Genomic DNA, 22,630 nt, shown 5'->3' with positions numbered 1-22,630 from the left:
ATTTTCCTTATGAGGCGGCTTGAAATGGCAGTGCGGACCAGCCGCTGAATACCGCTTCCCGGCCCAGCGATTCCTCGATGCGCAGGACCTCGTTCCATTTCGCCATCCGCTCCGAGCGGGAAAACGAGCCCACTTTCAATTGACCTGCGTCCCAGCCGACAGAAAGGTGGGCGATGGTGAGATCCTCTGTTTCACCGGAGCGCGCCGATACGATTGTCCCGAACCCGGCGGCTTTGCCCGCCATGAGGGCTGCGTGCGTTTCGGTCACCGTACCGGCCTGATTCGGCTTGATGAGTACGGCGTTGACGGCCCCCTGGGATGCGGCTTGCTCAACGCGCGCGGCGTTTGTTACGAGGAAATCGTCGCCGATGACTTGGCAGCGGGCGCCGTATGCTTGCATGAACTGGCGAAAACCTGCCGGATCGTCTTCCGCAAGCGGATCTTCGATCGACAAGATCGGGTAGGTATCTAACCAGCACCCGAGCATCTCGATCATCTGCGTCGTATCAAGCACACGGCCGTCGAGCGCAAGCGTGTACTGCCCGTTGCGGCCGAAATCGGAGGCGGCGATATCTAGCGAGATGCCGACGTCCTTGCCTGGGCGAAGTCCGGCGTCAGCGATGGCCTGCACCAAGGTATCGAGGGCTTCTTCATTGCTGTCAAAGGCGGGCCAGTAGCCACCCTCGTCTGCGACTCCCTGCAGTTTGCCGGCCTTCTTCATCAGGGCTCCGGCAGCGCGGTACACCTCCGCGGTCCACTCCAGTGCCTGGTTGAAGCTGCTCGCCGCCGGGCACATGATCATGAAGTCCTGTACGTCGACGCGTCGGGCCGCATGCGCACCGCCCCCAAAGATCTGTATTTCCGGCAGCGGCATGCGAACTTGCCGTCCGCCCGCCAGGTAGTGCCACAATGGCTGTCCGCTGGCTGCTGCCGCAGCATGCAGCACGGCCATCGACGTCGCGACGATGGCGTTGCCGCCGAGGCGGCTGAGGTTAGGCGTGCCGTCCACGTTCACCAGGCACTTGTCGATGCCCGATTGGTCGGCAGCATCCATACCTTCGAGCGCTTTGGAAATTTCCCCATCGATTTGCGAAAGCGCCGTCGTGACACCGAGGCCGCCGAATTCGGTGCCGCCGTCACGCAGATCAAGCGCTTCGCCGCTGCCCGTGGATGCTCCTGCCGGCGCAATCGCGCGACCGCGCGTGCCGCTGTGCAATGTAACTTCCGCTTCCACCGTAGGCCGTCCGCGCGAGTCCCAGACTCGGCGCCCGTGTACACGGGCGATTGTCGTATCAGTCATATGCGTTCCTTGCGTTGATCTAAGTGTTGAATGTATGTGCGGTGCGTACACTCATCGCCGTTATTTGCCCTTGCGTGCCCCGATCAATATGAATGCGAGCGTTGCGGGGCGATTGCTTTTATTGCGCCAGGCATGGCGGGTCCCGTTTTGCACAACCACGTCGTGCCTATGCAGGAATTCTGCGCGACCGTCGTCCAGTTCAAGCCAGATCTCTCCGTCAAGGACGATGCCGTAGTCGACCGTCGGTGTGGCGTGCATGCCGTCCGCTTCGAACAGCTCGGCCAAGCCGGGGCTGATGGCCAGGTTTTCAGCGGCAGCGGCTTCGGCATCGAAGCCCGGCGCGAAAAATACGCTGTCCGGTGGAAAGGTCACAACGAGAAAACGCGTGCCGGACAGCGGGGGAACGATGCTCGTGACGGCCAGCGTCTGGTCCGTGCCATCGAAAGGCAGGGTCGGCTCAGGCTCGGTTGCCCAGACCAGACGCGAAACCATGCCGGGGATATGCTGAAAAGCATCGCTGCGCGGCGGCGGGCAATTTAGAGCAACCATTGATGAGCCATTTTCATCGTGGCCGGTCACGACACGGTGAATTGACAGCGGCACGCCGTCAGTGGCGAATGGATCAGATGCCAAGATGAGCCTCCCTTGTGCAAGGATTGTCGAGCGACGCGCCCAGGCGCATCGACGTCGCGATTTGCCACCCACATCGATGGCATGGCGTGATGCGAGATTGAACGCTGCCGACAACCGTGGCTTGAAAGCGGAACGGGCACCGCTGTGCGCGTGATCACGCCCCTCATGGTTTGCTAACGTTAGCATAATTGTGGCAAACTGTCTTTGCCTTTGTCAATAGTCCATTCCAGAAGCACTTCGTACGACACCAAGCGAAGCGGCTATGTAAGGTTGACGACATACCCCTGATCTGCTAACGTTAGCACATATGAATCGATGAGAGGTTGCTTCCGTGTCATCCAATCACATCGTCAGGTACGCGCTGGACGGACTCATTCACTACGGAATCATCGAGGACGATGAGACGATCGCTCGCTTGGCCGACTCTCCTTTCAACGAACTGCGCGTGAGCGGCGCAAGGGATGCTTTAGGTTCGGCCCGGATTCTTGCGCCCGTCCACGAGCCCCGCGTGTTCGGTCTTGGCTATAACTATAGGGCGCATTCAAATGAGGTTGGAAAGCCTGTCCCGGATGTGCCGGTCCTGTTCATGAAGCCGAGCACGTCGGTCATTGGTCCAGAAGAATCGATCGTTTACCCGGACGGCGCGGAGAACGTTCATTTCGAAGGCGAACTGACCGTCGTAATTGCCAAACGCGCCCGTCATGTGCCCGAATCCCAGAGCCTCGACTACGTACTAGGCTACACGTGCGGCAACGATATAAGCGACAGAGTCGTGCAGCGCCGCGAAAGCGCGTTTGGCTGCTTGCTGGCCGGCAAAGGGTACGACACGTTTGCTCCGATAGGGCCGGCGATTGTCACCGGGCTGGATCCAGCGAACTTGCAGATCATTACGCGCGTCAACGGCGAAGTAAAGCAGAACGGAGCAACAGCGGATCTTCTGTTTTCGGTGCCATACCTGATTTCCTACCTTAGCCGATACATGACGCTGCTCCCGGGCGACATGATCATGACCGGCACGCCTGCCGGTGTCGGCCCGATCAAAGTCGGCGATACGATCGAAGTCGAAATCCCCGGTATCGGCGTGTTGCGCAATACCGTTGTGGCAGAAGATCGCAGCATCCTCGCGCGCTGATCGTGGGCTCGCTAGTACGCGCTGACTTTAAAGGGCAGGGCGTGCAAGCGATCGCGTTCGCTAGTAGGCCGGTTATGGTGGCCACTTCGATCGTGGCATTTCAAAGCCTTAAAGGTCCGACTAATTCCGCCGGCTTGGTAGCTTGCGTCTGCATGCGACGCGATTGAACCCATCACCTTATACACAACTCTCGGTGTCGCCCGCGCGTAACGCTTGCAACGTCTTGGAAGCCGAATCGACGAGCACATATTCGACGTCGGCGACGGTCTTGTCAGGTCGCATCGTTGTTCTGTCTTCGTGGCTATTGTTGCCGGCCGGACTCTTGGTATGTTGATGCCTGTGTTTTTGTCCGGGGCGGGCTTGACGAGCGATTACGCGTGCTCGCTCGTCAAGTCTTCACAGCGTGCCTGCCGCTAACGCGGCAGGCAATGCCTATCGATTTCCTCCAGCCAAACCGCGGCGACTTGCGAAAGATATTCGGCGGGCCGACGTAGCAGGGTCGTCGCGACTGTGCGCACCACGCCGCGCTGGCGTTCGTCGCTTAAGTATTCCACCGGAGATTTGCCGTCGACCCGCGCCAGCAGCAATGCAGGCAAAAGTTCGGCGGCGCGTGCATCCAGGGATGCGCGCGGCTCCCAGTCCGCATCGTCGAAATAGGATTCGGTCAGCGCTTTAAAGCAAGCGATCAGCGCATCGCGTTTTTCGGGGTGAACGAGGCACTTGAGGAGCAAGTGGTTCAAGCAGAACGCGAGATCGAAGGCCGGATCGCCGAACCAGGCGCACTCCGCGTCGAGTAGCACCGGCCCCTTGGGGCCAACAAGAATGTTCTTGGGGCTCACGTCGCCATGCACGAGCGCCGCACGCACGTCCGCGGTGCGCTGAGCCAGCTGCTTCAACCTGGAAGCGAGATCGGGGTGCCGCGCCGATGTGGCGATGAGGTACGGCTCGAGGCGTAGCGCGCGGAAGTTTTCGATGGTGTCGAATGCCTTGCTGAGCTCGCTGCTGTCAGCGGCGCTTGCAGCATGCAGGCGGCCGAGAATATGCCCGAGCGCAATCGCCGTGCCGACTTCCACATGGCCGGCCATCAGTTGCTGCTTCCAAACCGGATGTTGATTCGGTTCAAGGAAGGACATGGCGAACACGCCAAGTTGAGGGTCATGCGCAAGCGGATGCGGGATATTGTCCGGGCAGTGTTGCGCAGCGAACTGAATCCAGGCCCATTCGTAAGCATTGCGCGACACTGGCGCTTGCCAGTCGGCCGACACCTTGAGCTTGGAGAGGGCACGCTTCACGCAGAGAGAACGTCCCGGAAGATCGACGCGCCATATGTCGGACGAGACACCGCCCGTCAATGCGTGCCAGGACGCGGTTTCGTTCGAGCGCGCAAGCTTATGCTCGACGAGAAAGGCGTCGAGCCGCGGGTCCGGACTGTTCTGTTGATTCATGGTCGTTGAGCTATGAATGGAACGAATCGCCGGCTTCATGACCGGCGCAGATTGCACGGATTCTGCGGTGCTTCGCCGCGCAATACGCGCACAACCTCTTCGGCGCCACGTCTGCGCAATTCGAGCAGCGATGCATCAGATGAAAACGCGACATGGGGCGTCAGCATTGCGCCTCGCTCGGTGAGCAGCGCGGGCGGAACGCTGGGCTCTGATTCGAGCACGTCCAGTGCGGCCGCCGACAGCCGGCCGCTTTGCAGTGCGTCGATCACCGCATCGGTATCGACGATAGCGCCGCGGCTCACATTGATGAGGAGGCTGCCGGGCCGCACGAGCGCAAGTCGCTCCTGGTTGATGAGGTGCCGGGTTCCGCCGGTAAGCGGTGCATGCACGATGAGGATATCGCTTTGTGCAAGCAGCTCCTCGAGGCTTGCGAATTGCACGCCGGCAGCATCCTTCGGCATGTACGGGTCGTACGCCAGCAGGCGGCAACCAAAGGCCCCGAGCTTGCGGGCCGTTGCGCGGCCGATGCGACCGAAACCGATCAGTCCGCAGGTCAGCGAAGCAAGGCGGCGCAGATTGGCGTCAGCGGGCACCCAGCGTCCGGCGCGCACTTCGCGATCGAATTGAATCAGGCCACGGGTCCAGGCAAGCGCGAAACCGACCGCGTGATCGGACACCTCTTCGACGCAGTAGTCCGGCACATTCGTGACCAGCACGTTTCTCGCAGCCGCTGCGTCGACCGCGATGTTATCGAGACCTACGCCGAGCCTTGCGACGATCTTGAGATCTGGAGCAGCTGCGATGGCTTCTGCCGAAACGGGCGCCCAACAAGTAAGGATGGCCGAAGGCCGATGTTCCCGCACAAGGGCTTCGATTTCCGAAGCAGGCAAGGGGGTTGCCGGTCCGCTGATGAGCCGCATTCCGGCGGATTCGACGATGCCACGCTCCAGTCTGTCGTCGGGCCAGGCGTAGTCGGTCAGGAAAACAGTGTTAGTCATGAGTGTCAACCTAGCGTGTTGTAGTGCGAGCCACCGCTGTCTCGGTGCTGCAAAACGCCAGGCGCTGGTTTGCGCAATGGCTCGCACGTCGTGCCCGCGCTTGCGGGAAGAAACCCACCTTGGGTGAGGTCTTGGGGGAATTTAGACTAACGTTAGCATAAACGGCCATCGATGCCAAGTCGAGGGTCGTATGACGAAATCCATTGCGGTTTGGAGAAAGGCGCCAAGGCTGACGCGGGGGGGCACGATTGTAGAAAACCCCTATTGGTCCGGTCCCGGCAAGGCCACTAGACTAGCTTAGAATGCTAACGTTAGCGCATGAGGTGCATGAGGCACCCGGCTTGGAGAGGGCGATCGCGGTGCCCGACTTCCTCGATCCAGCAGGAGCAAAGTTTTGGAAAAGGGAGGCGCAGCGGAAATGGTCTGACGACATGATGAGTACGAGGTGCAGCGGATGCGTTCTCGCCGGACGAACGGCGTAACACCATCAAACCAAGGCAACACAAAAATAGACAGGAGACAAGGAATGAAACGGCAACTCGCATTCGCGATCGGCAGCTGCATTTGCGTCACGGCCCATGCGCAAAATTCCGTCACGCTCTACGGCTTGATCGACAACGGCATCTCGTACGTGAGCAACCAGAGCGGGCACGGTAACGTATTTGCTTCCTCAGGGAATATCGTGGGCAATCGGTGGGGCCTGACCGGCAGCGAGGACTTAGCTGGTGGCCTCAAGGCGATTTTTAGGCTGGAAAACGGGCTTACCGGGACGAACGGAACATTCCAGCAGGGTGGCCGCATGTTTGGCCGTCAGGTATACGTGGGGCTGTCAGATCCGACCTTTGGCACAGTCACGATGGGGCGCCAATACGATTCCGTTGTCGACTATCTCGGGCCCAGAAGTCTCGCTCAGAGCTTCGTGGGCGGGCTGGAGTTCGTTCATCCGATGGACAACGACAACTTCGGGGATTTCTTCCGGCTCAATAACTCGGTGAAGTACACGAGCATCGATTACGACGGCCTGAAATTCGGGGGACTCTATGCCTTCTCCAATAAGGCCGGCGGTTTCAACGATAACCGTGCGTTTAGCGCCGGGGCAACCTATGTCCGAGGTCCGCTCACGCTTAGCGCATCGTTCATGCAAATCGACCACGCGGGCGACGGAGCGGCCGGTGCGCTCGACGGTTCTTCCACCTCCGGCGACGCCACGTTCCACGCGGAACGTCAGCAAGTATGGGGAGCCGGAGTGAACTACGTCGTTGGCGCCGCGACCTTTGGCCTGGTCTGGAGCGAATCGCATATGACCAATGCGACGTCTGTGAACCGCGGCAGCTCGTTTACTCCGGTGTCCACGGGTTCTCCTGCCGATCTGCGCTTCAACAACTTTGAGGCAAACGTACGGTACCTGATCAACCCTGCGTGGGTGGTTGCTGCATCGTACACGTTTACCCTCGGCTCATATTCCAGTGCCTCGGTCAGTGCTAAGCCGAAGTGGAATCAGTTCAACGTGATGACGGCGTACTCGCTGTCCAAGCGCACCGATCTCTATTTGATGGCCGAGTATCAGACCGTCAGCGGCGCGGCCGGAACGATTTTCAATGGCGCATTCATTGGGGGTAGCGGTGGGCCCTCGTCGACGAACCATCAGTTCCTCACGAGCGCGGGGCTGCGCGTCCGGTTCTAAGGATGTAGCGGATCGCCGGGCAGTCGATGCGCGAAAGTATCAACCGCCCGCTTTCGGCGCTCCATGTTTTCCGCAGCAACGCAGGCTATCGGCCTTAAAACGCTTCCAGCGATAGTGTTGCAGCACATCAATTTTTTGACGAGTACGAAATGAGCTCAAAGCACAAATATGAGGCGTTTTAGTGGGATGTTCCCTTTCTGCTCGATCAGCAGCTGACCGATGAGGAGCGCATGGTGCGCGACTCGGCCAGGGCGTACTGTCAGGAGCGTCTCGAGCCGCGTGCTCGACCTCGCGCGCGTGCTGGCCGGCCCGTGGGCTGTCCGCTTAAGCGGCAGCGCCGCGCAAAGGGGCGCCGGCCCGCTCTTTTGAGGCTGCAACGAATGGACGCGTGCTGCCGCGGACGATGAGCGTTGCGGGCGAAATCGACGTGTAGGGTGCGGAGGTAAACGAATTTTGCTTGATTTGATGGACAAACCAAAGGCCGCACGACGTTGCCAAATCGGAGACAGGAAGGCCGACCGTGGTCAGTCCCGGACCCCACCAGCGAAAACCCAGCTCGTCGCCGAAACCGACGACGGAAATGTCATCAGGGGCGCGGACGCCTTGCGCCATCAGTTCCTCGAGGACGCCTTGTGTGATTTGCACTGAGCCTGCAACGATGGCCGTCGGTGGCGCGGCAAGCGATAGCAAATGACGCGCGGCTTCACGTCCAAAGTCGGCCGAGCCTGGAGCGCCGAGCTGCACAAGCGCCGAGCCAAGCTTTGCGCCGCGCGGCAGTGCTTTGTGAAAGCCTTGCAAACGCGCCGCACCTGTGGGCAGCTCGTCAATGCCGCCCACGTATCCGATGCGCCGATGCCCCAACTGAACGAGATGGTTGGTGGCTTCGTAAATCGCTTGCGTGTCGTCGATTCCGAACCATTGGTCGCCGATTGCGGCATGCCTGCGAATCAACTGGACATGTGGCGACATTTTGAGCATGCGCACCGTGTCTCGATGCGGTTTCGCAGTGGGAACGATGATGATGCCCGCCACGTTCGCGCTGATCAGTTCTCGGATGTGATGCAATTCCACCATGCGATCGTCTTCGGTTTCCGACAGCGTGAGCTGAAGCCCGGCACCTTGAAGGCACGTTGACAGCGCATGGGCAATCGTCGAGTAGAAACCGTTGCGAATGTCCGGTAGCACGAGGCCGACGAGGTTGCTTGAAATTCCCCGCATCATTCGCGCGGCCAGGTTGGCCACATAGCCCATTTCATTGGCAACTTCTGTGACCTTCTTTTTCGTGGCGCCGCTGATTCTCGGATCATCGGCGAGCGCGCGTCCTACCGTCGACGGCGAGACCTGGAGGCGGGCAGCGATGTCTTTGATGGTGACCATGGCGTTTCAATGTAACGGTTTGGTAAAACGATAGCATGTTACGTGGATGCTGCATAGCGGATCCAATACGCATGACTTGGCTTTACTCGCATGCTCCGCTCGAATTTCAAGTGTGGCGACTGGCTATCGATATTGCTATCGATAGCATTTGTTGCGCCACGCCAGAGGCGATCGCGTACCGCGTAATGTGTTCGCCCTATTCATATAAAAAGATCGTTCCGCATCACATCTACCCTGCTTCAGGGGCAGCTTTGTCGCAAGCTCTTGTTCTGAGGAATGCAGGCCGCGAGGGCGAATTCTCCGGATTCACGTGCCTACTGTCAGAGGGCGCCTACGCCCGCGCCCAATGCTTACGTAAGCACGAATTCGATAGAAAACGACATTTGACATGGTGTATTTATGGGTCTAATCTACGCTAACGTTAGCACTGGAGTGCGATGTCGTGAAGCCGATGGTATCGAGCGCTGGCCGCCTGATGGCGGGCCGCGTCTAGTCTCGGTGCTGCGGTAGTGACGCGGGTGGGTATTGAACGAAGGCGCGGCAGGATAGGGAAATGCCGCGTTCATCGAGGAGCCAGTCGTTTGCGTCGTGTTGCATTGCCGACGCAGGGGAGGTGGAAATGCTAACTGAGGACAGGTCGCTGCGAAGCGTGGTTGAAAAGTGGTTTGGCCGAGACTCGCATTCGTCGTTGCATCTGAGTCGCGTCATGCATTCCCAGCTAGGCCGAAACCACTGTCTTCGGGTCGATCTGCCGCACTCCGGTAATTTCATAACCGTCTTTTTCTTTCGACACGACGATGGTGGCTGGAGTGTGTTCCCGCCGGCCACCAAGCGTGGCTCACTCTATGTCTCGAGCTTCTGAGGCGAGGTGGGCTATACGATTCCGTCCACTGCTTTGGTCGAGAGCTACGAGGACCTCGCGCTCGACGCGACAGCAAGAACAACATATCGATGGAGACATTTCATGACTGCTTTACGGCATGACACCAGGTACGAGCGCAAAACGCTCGTGTTGATGGGCGTAGGTTTCGGGCTCGTTGGTTTCGACCGGTGGCTGATGGCGCCGCTCTTTCCGCACATGATGAACGAGTTGAGCCTGAATTATTCGCAGCTCGGTGGCCTGATCGGAGTGCTCGGTGTTGCGTGGGGGCTGTGGTCCATTGCGATGGGCCCTCTGTCGGACCGTGTCGGCCGAAAGAGGATCCTCGTCATCGCGATGGTCGCTTTTTCGCTGCTCTCGAGCTTGTCCGGACTTGTCACCGGTTTTGTGAGCCTCATGCTGTTGCGCGTGGCAATGGGTGTGGCAGAGGGTGCATTTACGCCGCCGAGCCTCGCTGCGAACAGCGAAGCGTCGCTTCCGGCGCGGCGCGGGCTGAATCAAGGCTTGCAACTAAGCATGATGCCGCTCATGGGGCTGGGCTTTGCGCCCATCGTGGCCACGCAGCTACTGGAAATCGTACCCTCCTGGCATTGGGTATTCATGGTTTCCGCGGTGCCGGGCCTCATTGTGTCTGCGTTGATTTGGCGCAATTTTCGGGAGCGCAGTGCTGAGACCGTGGCGCACGGTGTGCCAGCGGCCAGGCCGCGCTGGACGGAATTGCTGAGCAGCCGCAACGTCGTCGTTGCGACCGCCGCGATTCTTTGTGCGATGAGCGGAATCTTTGTAATTGGTGCCATGGTGCCGACCTATCTGGTCACCGTGCTGCATCTCGATTCACGCAGCATGGGCTTTGTCGCCTCGGCTGTCGGCTTTGGAGGCTTCGTCGGTTCGTTTGGACTCGCGGGACTCTCCGACTACATTGGTCGGCGCTCGACCGCTCTCATCGGCTTTGTCGCCGCGGCCGTGCTGCTGTACTTGTTCTCATGCACCGGCCCGAATCCGCAAGCGTTGTTCGCACTGCTCTTTGGCGTTTCGATGTTCTCTATCGGTCTGCTGTCCTTGCTAAGCGGCCCGGTGGCTACCGAGGCTGCGCCGCTGGGGCTAGTGGCGTCAACTATTGGTTTCGTCTCGGGAGTGGGCGAGACCTTCGGCGGCGGAGTCGCGCCCGTGATTGCGGGATTCATCGCACAGCATTTCGGCCTTGCTCGAACCATTGATTTTGCGCTTTATAGCCTCATCGCGGGTGCGGGTATCGCCGTGTTCCTCGTCGAAACCGCGCCTTGCCGGCGCGCTGCCGCAACTGCGAGCGGCGACATCGTAACGGGCATCAACCGCAAAGGCGACGCGCCGCTCTAGTGGCGATGCGATGGGTTGCGGCCGTTATCGAGAATTGCTCGAATCGGCCGCCGCCTGTTAGCCAGATCGTGGCGCAGAATCTCTTTAAACAAGACCTATGTGTGCCGATGCCTCGCGTTTCCCGTCAACCCATCAAGATTGGATTGTCATGTCCCTGGTACTGGTGAATGTCTCGGTTGCCGCGTGCACGCCGTTTCCGGCGTTGCTTTTCGAAGAGCGAGTGATCGCCTTGGCGCACTGGCGCTCGGCGGGCCTTCGTGGGACCAGCACGATGGCTGAGTTTCTCGATAATTGGGCGTCCAACGCGGACATACTGAAGGCGCTACGCGCCGCGGAAATTATGCGGAAATTGTTCGCGGAGCATGGTGCCGAGGTTTCCGATTTTAATCTGCACGAGCCTGTCGCTCCGCGGCAGGTTTATTGCACTATTGGGAACTATCGCAGCCAGCTCATGCAGGCTGCCCTCGATGCCGATGACGGACCTCAAGGGCCACAAGCGGCGACCCGGCGCGATGCGGCGCTCGCCGCGATCGAGAGCCGCAGTCGTGATGGTGCTCCGTACGTATGCCTTAAAGGATCGGCTTCGGTGTCGGGGCCGTACGATCCGCTTTCTATTGAAGCGCAAGATTCGACGCTCGACTGGGAAGCCGAGATCGGAGTCGTAATCGGGCACCCCGCAAGCCATGTCGAACCGGCGCATGCGCTCGAGTACATTGCCGGCTATTGTGTGGTCAACGATATTACGCTGCGCGACCGTGTGTTTCGACGCGAACTGCCGACGTTCGGTACTGATTGGCTGCAGTCGAAATCACGGCGAGGCTGGCTGCCGACAGGGCCATGGCTTGTGCCCGCATGGGAAATCGAAGACCCTTCTGAGCTGCGGCCATGGCTGCGCCTTAACGGTGAGCTGATGCAGGACGGCGTGGCTAGCGACATGATTTTCGGCATCACTGAGCAGATCGCATATCTGTCGACACAGGTTTCGTTGCAGCCTGGCGACTTGATCTGCACCGGCACGCCCGCGGGAATCGGCAGTCATTACGGGCGCTATCTGCGCGTCGGCGATGTCGTAGAGGCCGGCGTGTTCGGCTTGGGGCATCAACGGGTCATCTGTACAAGCCTGCGGTTCTAACACGCTTATTATTCGTGCCCCACGTTTTGCTACCCGTGTGAAATGGGGCGCTGCGTTCCTTCGTTACCACCGCGACGGTACGGCCACCATGACGGCAGCATTGATACGAGCGAGTCGCCGCGGTCGATGAAGTGATGCTTCAGCGCCATGAGTACATGTCCGCAGACGAGTACCGCGATTGTGTAGGCCAGCAACATGTGAACCTGTTTGAAAATCGGTGAAAGCGCTGGTGTCTTGGCCATCAACGGCGGTATAAAGAAGAGGCCTGCTACGGGAATTTTGTAACCTGCGGCAGAACTCCAAAGCCAACCGGACAACGGCAGCGCCACCATACAGACGTACAGCAGAAGGTGCCCCACACGCGCAGCCACGCACTCCAAGCGCGGCCTATCGGACGAATGGGCGGGCGCGCCATGTATGAATCTCCATGGAATCCGTGCCGCTAACAAAAACAGCGTGATTGTCGCGATCGACTTGTGCAGCATGATGCTGTCGGTTTGAATCTTCTGCGGCAAGCTAAGCGTACTGGAGTAGTAGCCGGCCGCCCAGGCGACGATGATCACAATAGCCATGGTCCAATGAAGGGCCTTGGCGACGGGCGTGTAACTCCTCTGCATGTGGGTCTCCTCTGCTGTTCGGGTGAGGGCGAATCTTGTTGCATCAGGCCGGTAGCGCCGGGGGTAATCAGGTGCGACTGGAAGGCTAACGTTAGCATTAAAGGTACGGCGTGGGGTAACGAATGCCAATGATCGTTTTCCCTATTGATGCGTACGTTAGCAATTTGTTGCCACCAGGAATCCGAAGCCTCGAAAGGAGAACCTGGAAGGCGCGCCGTCCGTGAGTTAGCGGCGGGCAGGCGGCTGCGAAGCGGCTGGCGAACTGCAGCGTCTCGAAGCGATGCCGGTGCACGCATTGCGCCTGAGCGTTCGAATGGCGCGCTCGACCGTCGTGTCCAGCTGCGGGCAATGCGGCGCGTGATGAATTCCTGGCGCAGGCCGTAGCCGCGTACCAAGGCGGTATAGCTGCGCTCGTGAAGACCAGGCAGGCCGTTGTCATTTCGAAGCGGGAATGGCTCGGTAACCGTCCGAGTGTGCCGAAGCGAGCGATCAGTGTATGCTCCAGCGCGCGGCAGGTATGCCGGCGAAGATTTCGCGGAATCGGCATAGGGGGGGGGCGATGTCGGCAAGGCCTTCGAGACCAGCCGGGATTCGCTCGAACGCCAGGTCGCAGGCCTTCGCGCTGCGTTGTCCAAGGTTCAACAGTGCCTCGACGGGCTGGGTGGTGAAATCACGCGAGACACGGTCGTGGGCAACAAAATCGACTATGTCGCATGTGCGCGATATATCGCCGAAGTCGCTTTGGGAGATCGCAACGAGTTCCCCGAGCATGACGATGAACCGTGCGCGACACCGTCGCCAACCACGTAAAGCACCAACCGGAAACCCGCCCGCCACGTCTCCCTTCCGGGAGGCCGGCGGGCTCCTTTTTTTGCGCAGGAGGCCCGGATGTATTCCAAGCTGCTTTACGACCCTATCGGCTGCCGGGGCGTCGCACCGCAACGCCGCAGTCTATTCTGCGGCCGCGTGGGCGTCATCATCAGACGCGAGAGCGATGGTTCGGCTCGTGGGATGGATAGAGATTCTCACTATGTCACCTGCGTCGTAGCCCTGCGCGAGCATCTCGTGCACAAGACGGTTAATCACAGTAGCGCCTGAAGAACGGTTGACACACTCAGCGGTTGCCCCGAAGTCGGGAATGCAATACAGGCCGGCACGACTTGTACTCCGGCCGCCGGAATATGGAGGGTCTTGTTCTCTACAGCGAACTCGGTGAGAACAAAGGGGAAGCTAACACTGCCATCAGCATCGAGACGTACCTCGATCCTGTTTGGCGTGCCTTCGCCTGGCGAGGCAGCGCGGGCAAATGCTGTCGGGTTTAGAGGCCATCCAACAAGGGCATAGATGCCCCTGCAGACAAGCCGCAACGCCGGAGTTGTGCTGAGCGCCGCCGACAAGGTGATCAGCTTCACGTCGGACAGTGCGGTTCGCAATTCGTATCGGCTCGCGACTCGGCCACGCTTCTCGAGCTCGGTCACGAGACGCCGTGAGAGCGACAACCAGCAGGTCGTGTCGTACTGCTTTCTTGCATGTTCAATCGGCCGTTGATTCCATCAAATGAAGGGGGCGATGCCTGGCCCGAGAGCGTCCAGCGCAGCCTGGCGCAGCGGCTTTGGAATTCGACGCAGGGTACACGTTATTGTCGCAATATCGTGCACAATTAAATCATTGACAAAGCACTGATTTGGACGTAATTTTCTCGATGCGTCGGCACCGCCGCCGATGAGCCATCCCGTGCAGCAGAAAGCGCCATCGCTGTGGCGTGCTGCAGCCAGGAGCTTGCAATGAAAATATTCGATCCGAACCGGTGGGTGTTTGCCATCAAGTTATTCCTGGCGGGGATGATCGCCTATGCGGTCTCCGTGCGTGTCGGGTTGCCGCAGAGCTATTGGGCGGTGGTGACGTGCTGCGTAGTCATGAACCCGACCACGGGCGCCATCCACACCAAGGCGATATACCGTTTCTGCGGGACCCTTTGCGCGGGTATCGCGTCGCTGTTGCTGGCCAGTGCGTTGGCCAATGTCCCGCATTTGATGATCGTGTGCGCCGGTGTTGTCTCGACACTGGCCTTTGCGGTCGCGTTACTCGACCGCACACCTCGTGCCTACGGGGCCCAGCTCTTCGGTGTGACGCTGATAATTGTCGCCGTAGCCGGCGTGGATGCCCCTGGGCACATGTTCGACACCGCGGTCGAGCGCGTGTGTGAGATCGGTTTGGGCATTGCCTGCTGTGCCTTCGTCGACAGCATCGTGGCGCCGCGCTCACTGGCGCCGGCGCTGCACGCGCGGCTGCAGTCGTGGCTGGATCACATGGGGGCGTGGATCGACGATGCGATGTCGGGCCACAGGGATGACGCGACTGCCCGCGCGGACCGCAGCCGCGTCATCGTGGATATTGCGGCGATGTCGACGCTGGCCGGCCAGCTTGCCTATGACCCGCACGTCAGTGCCTGGAAGCGCCAGTGCGTATTCGCGATCCAGGGCCGCTTGCTACGCCTGGTGCCGATGCTGTCGGGCCTGATGGCATATGGCCGCGTCGTGCCCGGTGACACGGATGAGCAGGTGGCCGGGCTGCTCACGCAGGGCCACCAGGAACTGGTCGCCGAGCTCACCGCGCTGTGGTCGGAAGTCGGACAGATCAACGCCTCGCTGACGCACGGCGTAGCGCTGGCAGCCGACCTGGCGCAGCGTGTCTGGCAGGCGAGGGCGTTTCCGTTGCCGCCGGATGTCGGCCTGGCCGCGCGCGTGTCGGGCGGCATCCTGCTTGCCTATGCGTTGCTTTGTGGCCTGTGGTGGGTGACGGGGTGGTCGTACGGCGCCAATGCGGTCCTGATGGGCATGGTGGCGGTGGGCTTCTTCGGCAACCTGGACGAGGCCGGCAAGGCAATCCGGACGTTCGCGCGCTTCAGCGCGATGGCGCTGGTGCTGGCGGCGGTGATCAGCTATGGCCTCCTGCCCATGGCGGCGGACTTTCCTCTGCTGGTAGTGGGGCTGGCGCTGCTCATGCTGCCGATCGGCGCCTGGGCCGCCTCTAATTCCATGGCAATCCTGCTGCTTGGCATAGGACTGGGCAATACCAACCTCCAGGCGGTGTATAGCCCGGTTGAATTCGGTGTGTTCCTGGAGAGTTGCCTGAGTTCCTTGCTGGGTATCCTGGTGGCCCAGGAGTGCATCGGCATGGTCCGGCGCATGGGCTCGGCCCATGCTGTGCAGCGTCTGCTGCAGGCCAGCCGCGTCGACTTGCAGCGCGTGACGCGGCAGGCCGACGCCGCGGACCCAGACGGCTACGCCAACCGTGCCCTTGACCGGATCGCGGGCATGATCGGCCGGAACGCGCCGGTTGACAGCGGTGACGACATGGCTGGACCGCAGCTCGCGCTGTTGCGCGCGGGAATGGCGATCGCTTCGCTGCGTCAACTGGCCGGATCGCGGGCGGGAGACTTGCGCCACACGGTGGAGTCACTGCTGACGGGCATCCGCGCCGGCCTCGACCACAAGGCGCAGCTCGAAGCGATCCGGCCACAACTGGACCGTGCACTGCGCATGGCCGCGGCGGCAGCGGGGCCGGAGCGCCATGCGGTCATGCGTGGCCTGGTCGGGCTGCGGCTCGCGCTGCCGGAAGCTTCGGCCGCGCTGGAGGCAGGCGCATGATCGGTGAGTTCGATATCGCCGGGGTTTTCTTCTCGCCATTGCTGCTGTGCCTGCTGTCGGGCCTGATGGCACGGACGGCCGTGTCCAGGGTGCTGGAGCGAACCGGGCTCTACCGGCTGGTCTGGAACCGGCCCCTGTTCGACATGGCTCTGCTCACCCTGCTGGCCGGCGCGGCCTTTTTGCTGCTTTGGGTCCTCAATTAGTCGTTCCATTCCATGAGTCAAAAGACATCTCCCCACCAGGCGCTCAGGATCGGCGTGACCGTGCTGCTGGCGCTGCTGGCGGCCTGGACGCTGTGGCAGCTCTACGCCTACTACACCTATGCGCCGCAGACCCGAGACGGAAGGTTGCGGGCCGACACGATACCGCTGGCGGCCGACGTCTCGGGGCGCGTGGAGGCGGTCATGGTCCACGACAACCAGGTGGTGCACCGTGGCCAAACTCTGTTCGTGATCGACACGGTTCGCCTGACGAATGACCTGGCTGAAGCCGAAGCTGCGGTGGCAACTGCGCAGGCACAACTGGCTTCGGCGCAGCGCGAAGACAAACGATACCGGGCGCTCGCCGATGTGGTGGCACCGCAGGAAGTGGACACCCGGCGTTCCGCGGTCGAAGAGGCGCGGGCACGGCACGCCCAGGCTCTTGCCAGCCGGGACCGTGCACGGATCAACCTGGAGCGGGCGAGGGTGGTGGCACCCGTCAACGGCATCGTGACCAACTTCTCGCTGCGGCCCGGCGCCTATGCCACGGCCGGCCAGCCGGTGATGGCACTGCTGGACCGTGACAGTTTCTATGTTTCCGGCTATTTCGAGGAAACCAAGCTGGCACGCATGCGGCCCGGCATGCCCGCGCTGGTGCGCCTGATGGGCGAAGACCGATCGCTGCACGGTCATGTTGAAGGGGTGTCGGCCGGCATCGAGGACAGGGAGCGGACAACCGCGCCCGGCATGCTGCTGGCGAACGTGAACCCGACGTTCAGTTGGATCCGGCTGGCGCAGCGCGTGCCTGTGCGCATCGCGCTGGATGAAGTGCCGCCGGATGTGACGCTGGTCGCCGGCCGCACGGTGACGGTGTCGCTGGTCGAGGGCGGTGGCGCCGGCAAGCCATGAGATTGAGGAACTTTGCGACCTTGGCCGTCGTCGCAGCGGGTGCGGCATTGTCGGCCTGCTCTGCGGTCGGACCGGATTATGTTGCGCCGCAAGGGCCTGCCGTACACGCTGCCGCTTTCGAGGCGGTCCGTCCGGATGCGCTGTCGAGCGACCCATTGCCGCCACACTGGTGGCGTCTGTACGACAACGCGCAGCTCGATACCTTGGTAGCGGAGGCGCTGCGCGTCAACAGCGACCTGCGCGTGGTGCTGGCAAACCTGGAGCGCGCGCGGGCGGAAGCTGAGGAAGCGCGGGCCGCCTATGGCGTGCAGGCGGCCGTTGATGCAGGGGTGTCGGTTGGGCAGGCGTCCACGCAGGGGATCGGCCCGTCCACCGGGACGCACGGCGTCGTCAATGCCGGCCTGGGGATCGCCTACGAGGTCGACGTGGCGGGCCGCATCCGCCGCGCGCTGGAGGCGGTCGACGCCAGTGCGCAGGCGCGCCAGTCCGCGTACGAACTGGCGCAGGTCACCGTGGCGGCTGGTGTCGTCAGCGCCTACACCGACGCCTGTGCCGCCGGCGCCCGCCTGAAGGTGGCGCGCCAATCGGTGGCGTTGCAGCGGCAGAGCCTGGCACTGACTGCCAGGGGGGCGTCGGCCGGCATCTACTCGACGCGCGACACCTTGCGTTCCGAGACGCTGCTCGCGCAGCTGGAAGCCGTGGTGCCACCGCTCGAGGGCGCCCGCAGGACCGCGCTCTACAACCTGGCGGTGCTGACAGGACATCCGCCGACCGAATTCCCGCCGGCCCTGGCGCAGTGCGAGACCATGCCCGCGCTGAGCCGGCCGTTGCCGGTTGGCGATGCCGCCGGGCTGATCCGTCGCCGTCCCGATATCCGCCGCGCCGAGCGTGAGCTGGCGGCCGCGACCGCCGTGATCGGCGTGAAAACCGCGGGCCTGTATCCCACCGTCACGCTCGGGGCGAACCTCGGCACGATCTTTCGCATGGGGACCGAGCCGTTCAGCGGCGCGGCCCTTCAATACGGTCTGGGTCCCGTGATCTCCTGGTCATTTCCCAACCACCGAGTGGCCAGGGCACGCATCGACGAGGCCAGTGCCACGGCCCGCGCCGCACTGGCCCAGTTCGACGGCACCGTGCTAAACGCGCTGCGCGAAGCGGAAAGCGCGCTAACGCTCTACGTCCGCCATCTTGAGGAGAACGAGCGCCTGCGCCTGGCCCGCGATGCCAGCCTGGCCGCCGCGCTAGTCGAGCAGCGGCTCGCCGCCGGCGGCACGGTATCCGGCCTGGAGCGGCTCGATACGGAGAGGACGCTGGCCATTGCCGAGGGCGCACTGGCCGCCTCCGACGCCACGCTTGCCAGCGACAGGGTCAGGATCTTTCTGGCACTCGGCGGCGGCTGGGAGGCGACGGCACGCCCGCTTGAATAATAGATAAAGCAATCATTGAGAAGGCACTGAAATAGCGCTAGGATCGAAGCATTTTCTCACTGCCGGAATGGCGCCTGCGCAGCCGCAGGCGCGATGAACCATCATGAATGCCATCGAGCACACCTTGCTTTCCTTTACCGGGTCGATCCAGCCGGCCAAGCGCGCCTGGACCCAGGCGGCGGCAACGGTCATGGCAGACGAAAGCCTGACCATGTCCCTAGCCGTGGTACTCGTGCTGGTCCACCGCAACCCGGACGTGCACCAGAAGATGCTTGCCGACGAGGTGGGTGTCAACCCGACTGCCATTGTCAGGCTGCTGGACCAGGGCGAAGCGGAAGGGCTGCTGGATCGTCATGACGCGCCCTCAGACCGTCGCATCAAGCTGGTGAAGCTGACGCGCAAGGGCAGGCAGGTGGCGGAGCGCCTGGAAAAGACCGCATCGGCGCTGCGCGTGAACCTGCTTGGCGATATTCCCAACGCGGACGTAGAGACTGCCACGCGTGTGCTGCGCTTGCTGGAGGAGCGGTCGATCCGGTACCTCGCAGAAGAATCGCCGTTGGTTTCCACTAAGTCCTGACCCACCGTTGGAGTGAACCCTTGGAGCTGGACCGGGAAGCGGTGAGAATTTAAGGTCACACGTGTTGACACTGGGACGGTCTACGCAGTGTCGTCAAATGACGCTTGCGCCCATGAAATAGCCGAGCATGAATGTGGTTGCCGCGGCGAGGTTCCAGAGCTCATAGAGGAAACGCCATCGCGCTGGCGCATGCCTGGCCTCCATGTAATGAAGAATCACCATCCGTGATTTTGCTGTCGTTATCAGAATGATGATGGCCGACGAATACGTACCCGGCCAGCCTTTCTCGGCCACGAAGACAGAAAGAGCGGTAAGGCTGACCAAAGTCGCCCAGGTCAATGTTGGCGTCCGCCGAGCCCCCTTCATGAGAATCTGCCGAGGAGGTAAAGCGATGGGAAGATGAAGATCCACAGAACGTCCACGTAATGCCAGAAGAGCCCGACATTTTCCAGGGTCGACAGAAAACGCGTTGTCCGGCTGTGTGTTCTCATCTGGTGCCAGCAAACACCCATGAATAGCATGCCGGCGAGCACGTGTAGAAAGTGAGCAACGGTGATGAAAAAATAAAATGAGAAGAACGGGTTGGTCGCTGGTGTGACACCCGCGCCAAGTTCCGATGCGTACTCGCGCAGTTTGTTTACTGCAAACGCGAAACCGAGAAAAAGAGTCAGGGCAAGATATTGGGAGGCGCGTTTCGGCACGGCCTGTCTCGCAGACTGAACCGCCTTCATGATCGTCCACGAGCTGGTCAACAGAATCAACGTATTGGCCAGGCCAAACCATTCATTCAGTTGTCGCTGGGATGCTGTGTATAGTGCCAGGTAACGCAGCCGCTCGCTCATAAAGGTGAGAAAAATCAGCAGAAAGATGCACATGTCGATAAATACGAAGGTCCATATGCCTTCGGTGCCCGGCATTCGAGCACTTGGCGCCGCGTTCAGTCGACGTGCATCCTTCTGCATGCAGAAATCTCCTTGTTCAGGAAGCGCAAGGGTACGAAGCGAGGGGGCGCGCTGTTGTAATTCGTGACCGCGGTATCAGTGAGAATGGACGAAGGCGGTCTCACGCGTGCTGTTGTCGCGTGAGAGATCCTTCAACATGTAGTAGCTGTAAGGGCAGAAGAAGGCAAATAACCAGGTGCCGAAGACGACGTAAAAATTCCACGTGCCGGCCAACGTGAAGGGCCCCTCGTGGACGAAGGGAATCAGCACCAGCGGTAGGAAGATGATCCCCACGGCAATAGCGCACCAACCCGCCCAGGCTGGGAAAATGTTCCGTTTTCTATTCAAAACGGTGTGCAAGCCAAGTCCCGCAAGCTGCACCGATGTAATCATGAAGGTGCAGTCGTAAATGACCCATGCGAATACGTGCATCGACTTGATTATGGCCGGATCGATACTGTTCGCCAGGACAGCGCAGGCGCCCCAGATCGCTGGACAGAATGCGAGCACCCAAGCCGTAAGCGTGCCGCCCGCGGCTTCCATGAGGCCGGTGATCCCGAGGGAGCCGTCTTCGTCGCGGAGTCTGGTAGCAAGCAACAGCGACCACGGGAGATAGAGCATCCCGACCACGCAGCACCCGATCATGCCGATTGCAATGTCTTGCTGAAACTTTGCGTAGTACCCGGTTACCAGTTGTTCCGGTGTCATGGCCATCATATTGGGCGGCGGCACGTTATGGCCAAGAATGGCCCAAAAGACGATGTAGCCCAGCACAAACAGTGGGCCGCACCACGCTACCGCAATCTCGATCAATCGCTTGCTGTCCTTCTCCATCTCAGTCTCCTTTGTGAAAATTCGTTGCCGCGTATCGTCCTGCCGGAGGCGCATCGGAACGCGGTCCGATCAATGCGTGGCCCAATCCGCCGCGCGCGCCTGCTTTACTCGTCACGATGGTCGCAAGGGGATCACCGCGCCTGATGAATCCCTGCCGGTCGGCATCAGTGTGTTCAAGATCATCGACGCAAGACGGTCAAGAAACGCCTCTTCATCGATGACGTGCGTCGATTCCGATAGGTAATGCTTGATGCTGGCCGTGAAGACAAGGTTGAGAAACTGGTGGTTGGCCTCGATGTCCTTTCCGCCCACCTGTTCCTCATAGATGTGTAGGTACATCAGGCTTGTTCGATGGATCAGCTTGTCTATCGAGTACAGGTCGGCGAGCGGCCGCAGTGCAGGCACCTCGTTGACCAGGTGGATCAACACACTCTTGTGACGCTTGTAGCTCAAATAGATCTTGCGGATCACCTTGGGAAGACTTGTTTCTATTGGTTCCTTGCCGTGCTCGACGAAGAGCAGGCGCGAACCGTCGGCGATTCCCATCGAGATGTTCTCCAGCAAGGCCAGCGCGATCGCTTTCTTGTTGGGAAAGTAGTCGTACAGGGAGCCCACACCGATGCCCGCGCGCAAAACGATGTCTTCCGCCGTCGTCGCGTCGTAACCCTGGGCGGTGAACAACTCCTCAGCCGCTTGCAGGATGCTTTGCACGGTGCAGATGGAACGTCCCTGCTTCGGCTGCTTGCGCCAGATGCTCCCGTTTGACTCGCCTTCGTGCATCATTTGGTGTCCTTTATTCGTTACCTGGCGTCGCTGCATTGATCCAGTGTAATCCGCAGGGTGGCTGCACCGCACTCGGATTCGCCTCGGATTTCCGCTGAGGGCGGCGTTTAAATGCAATCGCAAGCTGGCTGCTGTTCGATGTCGAGCAGGCGTTGCCGCAGGGCACGTTTGTCGACCTTGGTGGCGGACATTGGCCAGGCGCCGGGCGCGACGAAATACACGGCGCGCGGGACCTTGAAGCTGGCGATGCGCCCTTTGCAGAACTCGATGAGCGCCTCGGCGCACAGTTGTGCGCCGGGTTGCAACTCGACGAAGGCGACGGGGACCTCGTCGAGGCGCGCATCGGGCCGTCCCACGACCTCGGCGAGCTTGACCGCGGGGTGTTCGCACAGGAACGCCTCGAGTTCGATGGCTGCCACGTTCTCGCCGCCGACCTTGAGCATGTCCTTGGTTCGGCCGTGGAAGGTCAGACTGCCGTCGGACGCCTGGCGATAGAGGTCGCCGGTGTGAAGCCAGCGCTCGGGGTCGAGCGCCGCGGCGGTCTTCACGGGGTCGTGATGGTAGCCGTCCATGACGCAGTAGCCGCGCACGAGGATCTCGCCGACTTCGCCGGGCCGCGCATCCTCGCCGGTCTCGAAGTCCACGATCCGCACCTCGATGCCGGGGACCGGCTTGCCTTGGTTGGTGGCGCGTTCGAGCGCTGAGTCGGCGCGCTCGCTCAAGGCGTAGATGCCGGCGGTCTCGGTCATGCCACA

21 protein-coding genes and 1 pseudogene are annotated in these 22,630 nt (G+C 61.0%); 10 read left to right on the top strand and 12 right to left on the bottom strand.

Annotation, left to right across the window (positions count from 1 at the left end):
- Positions 1-7: 7 nt before the first annotated feature.
- Both eno and PTE30175_RS25685 read right to left on the bottom strand, forming a co-directional pair.
- Positions 8-1,300, bottom strand: a complete 1,293-nt coding sequence (eno, locus tag PTE30175_RS25690; RefSeq protein WP_150699905.1) for a phosphopyruvate hydratase — start codon at positions 1,298-1,300, stop codon at positions 8-10.
- 60 nt (positions 1,301-1,360) lie between these two features.
- Positions 1,361-2,047 carry a cupin domain-containing protein gene (locus PTE30175_RS25685; RefSeq protein ID WP_224788974.1) on the bottom strand — a complete coding sequence of 229 codons (687 nt, stop codon included), beginning with the start codon at positions 2,045-2,047 and terminating at the stop codon, positions 1,361-1,363.
- A gap of 217 nt (positions 2,048-2,264) precedes the next feature.
- Between PTE30175_RS25685 and PTE30175_RS29015 the strand changes: the two are divergent.
- Both PTE30175_RS29015 and PTE30175_RS25680 read left to right on the top strand, forming a co-directional pair.
- Positions 2,265-2,414, top strand: a pseudogene (locus PTE30175_RS29015) (DUF2437 domain-containing protein); the annotation flags it as partial.
- Between the two features lie 27 nt (positions 2,415-2,441).
- Complete coding sequence (locus PTE30175_RS25680; RefSeq protein ID WP_263596303.1) at positions 2,442-3,065, top strand: fumarylacetoacetate hydrolase family protein; 624 nt, start codon at positions 2,442-2,444, stop codon at positions 3,063-3,065.
- A gap of 413 nt (positions 3,066-3,478) precedes the next feature.
- Here the strand turns inward: PTE30175_RS25680 and PTE30175_RS25675 are convergent, their stop codons facing one another.
- Both PTE30175_RS25675 and PTE30175_RS25670 read right to left on the bottom strand, forming a co-directional pair.
- A complete protein-coding gene (locus PTE30175_RS25675; RefSeq protein ID WP_150699903.1) occupies positions 3,479-4,510 on the bottom strand; it encodes a phosphotransferase family protein in 1,032 nt (343 codons plus the stop codon).
- A gap of 35 nt (positions 4,511-4,545) precedes the next feature.
- Complete coding sequence (locus PTE30175_RS25670; protein ID WP_150699902.1) at positions 4,546-5,508, bottom strand: C-terminal binding protein; 963 nt, start codon at positions 5,506-5,508, stop codon at positions 4,546-4,548.
- Positions 5,509-6,034: 526 nt separating this feature from the next.
- On the opposite strand from PTE30175_RS25670, the gene PTE30175_RS25665 reads away from it, so the two are divergent.
- The gene (locus tag PTE30175_RS25665; RefSeq protein WP_150699901.1) at positions 6,035-7,192 is read left to right on the top strand and encodes a porin; all 1,158 of its coding nucleotides are present in this window, start codon (positions 6,035-6,037) and stop codon (positions 7,190-7,192) included.
- A gap of 324 nt (positions 7,193-7,516) precedes the next feature.
- On the opposite strand, the gene PTE30175_RS25660 is transcribed toward PTE30175_RS25665, so the two are convergent.
- Positions 7,517-8,569 (bottom strand): LacI family DNA-binding transcriptional regulator, encoded by a 1,053-nt coding sequence (locus PTE30175_RS25660; protein ID WP_150699900.1) that lies wholly within the window; start codon positions 8,567-8,569, stop codon positions 7,517-7,519.
- A 964-nt stretch (positions 8,570-9,533) separates the two neighbouring features.
- Between PTE30175_RS25660 and PTE30175_RS25655 the strand changes: the two genes are divergently transcribed.
- Complete coding sequence (locus tag PTE30175_RS25655; protein WP_150699899.1) at positions 9,534-10,805, top strand: MFS transporter; 1,272 nt, start codon at positions 9,534-9,536, stop codon at positions 10,803-10,805.
- A 148-nt stretch (positions 10,806-10,953) separates the two neighbouring features.
- Complete coding sequence (locus PTE30175_RS25650; protein WP_150699898.1) at positions 10,954-11,937, top strand: fumarylacetoacetate hydrolase family protein; 984 nt, start codon at positions 10,954-10,956, stop codon at positions 11,935-11,937.
- A 29-nt stretch (positions 11,938-11,966) separates the two neighbouring features.
- On the opposite strand, the gene PTE30175_RS25645 is transcribed toward PTE30175_RS25650, so the two are convergent.
- A complete protein-coding gene (locus PTE30175_RS25645) occupies positions 11,967-12,554 on the bottom strand; it encodes a cytochrome b (protein ID WP_150699897.1) in 588 nt (195 codons plus the stop codon).
- A 1,082-nt stretch (positions 12,555-13,636) separates the two neighbouring features.
- Positions 13,637-14,032 carry a hypothetical protein gene (locus PTE30175_RS25635; RefSeq protein WP_150699896.1) on the bottom strand — a complete coding sequence of 132 codons (396 nt, stop codon included), beginning with the start codon at positions 14,030-14,032 and terminating at the stop codon, positions 13,637-13,639.
- 306 nt (positions 14,033-14,338) lie between these two features.
- On the opposite strand from PTE30175_RS25635, the gene PTE30175_RS25630 reads away from it, so the two are divergent.
- The 5 genes from PTE30175_RS25630 (at position 14,339) to PTE30175_RS25610 (ending at position 19,317) form a co-directional block, all read left to right on the top strand.
- Positions 14,339-16,204 carry an FUSC family protein gene (locus tag PTE30175_RS25630; RefSeq protein WP_150699895.1) on the top strand — a complete coding sequence of 622 codons (1,866 nt, stop codon included), beginning with the start codon at positions 14,339-14,341 and terminating at the stop codon, positions 16,202-16,204.
- Positions 16,201-16,407 carry a DUF1656 domain-containing protein gene (locus PTE30175_RS25625; RefSeq protein WP_150699894.1) on the top strand — a complete coding sequence of 69 codons (207 nt, stop codon included), beginning with the start codon at positions 16,201-16,203 and terminating at the stop codon, positions 16,405-16,407. Before PTE30175_RS25630 ends, PTE30175_RS25625 begins: the two co-directional genes overlap by 4 nt.
- A gap of 54 nt (positions 16,408-16,461) precedes the next feature.
- Complete coding sequence (locus PTE30175_RS25620; RefSeq protein ID WP_263596302.1) at positions 16,462-17,313, top strand: efflux RND transporter periplasmic adaptor subunit; 852 nt, start codon at positions 16,462-16,464, stop codon at positions 17,311-17,313.
- A 20-nt stretch (positions 17,314-17,333) separates the two neighbouring features.
- Positions 17,334-18,740 carry an efflux transporter outer membrane subunit gene (locus PTE30175_RS25615; protein ID WP_224788973.1) on the top strand — a complete coding sequence of 469 codons (1,407 nt, stop codon included), beginning with the start codon at positions 17,334-17,336 and terminating at the stop codon, positions 18,738-18,740.
- 103 nt (positions 18,741-18,843) lie between these two features.
- Positions 18,844-19,317, top strand: coding sequence for a MarR family winged helix-turn-helix transcriptional regulator (locus tag PTE30175_RS25610; protein ID WP_150699891.1), 474 nt, complete (start codon positions 18,844-18,846; stop codon positions 19,315-19,317).
- A 93-nt stretch (positions 19,318-19,410) separates the two neighbouring features.
- Here PTE30175_RS25610 and PTE30175_RS25605 read toward each other — a convergent pair whose 3' ends face one another.
- The 5 genes from PTE30175_RS25605 to PTE30175_RS25585 all read right to left on the bottom strand — a co-directional run.
- Positions 19,411-19,683 carry a cytochrome C oxidase subunit IV family protein gene (locus PTE30175_RS25605; protein ID WP_150699890.1) on the bottom strand — a complete coding sequence of 91 codons (273 nt, stop codon included), beginning with the start codon at positions 19,681-19,683 and terminating at the stop codon, positions 19,411-19,413.
- Positions 19,680-20,279 carry a cytochrome c oxidase subunit 3 gene (locus PTE30175_RS25600; protein ID WP_150699889.1) on the bottom strand — a complete coding sequence of 200 codons (600 nt, stop codon included), beginning with the start codon at positions 20,277-20,279 and terminating at the stop codon, positions 19,680-19,682. The genes PTE30175_RS25605 and PTE30175_RS25600 overlap by 4 nt, the downstream gene beginning before the upstream one ends.
- 75 nt (positions 20,280-20,354) lie before the next feature.
- Complete coding sequence (locus tag PTE30175_RS25595) at positions 20,355-21,092, bottom strand: hypothetical protein (RefSeq protein ID WP_150699888.1); 738 nt, start codon at positions 21,090-21,092, stop codon at positions 20,355-20,357.
- 111 nt (positions 21,093-21,203) lie between these two features.
- Positions 21,204-21,875, bottom strand: a complete 672-nt coding sequence (locus tag PTE30175_RS25590; protein ID WP_191629220.1) for a TetR/AcrR family transcriptional regulator — start codon at positions 21,873-21,875, stop codon at positions 21,204-21,206.
- Positions 21,876-21,982: 107 nt separating this feature from the next.
- The coding region (locus PTE30175_RS25585) for a class I adenylate-forming enzyme family protein (protein WP_150699886.1) at positions 21,983-22,630 on the bottom strand (648 nt) is incomplete at its 5' end.

Origin of the sequence: Pandoraea terrae (genome assembly GCF_902459695.1) — a bacterium.
Classification (GTDB): domain Bacteria; phylum Pseudomonadota; class Gammaproteobacteria; order Burkholderiales; family Burkholderiaceae; genus Pandoraea; species Pandoraea terrae.
The sequence above is the reverse complement of the archived record's forward strand: the minus strand, read 5'-3'. Positions and strand labels throughout refer to the sequence as shown.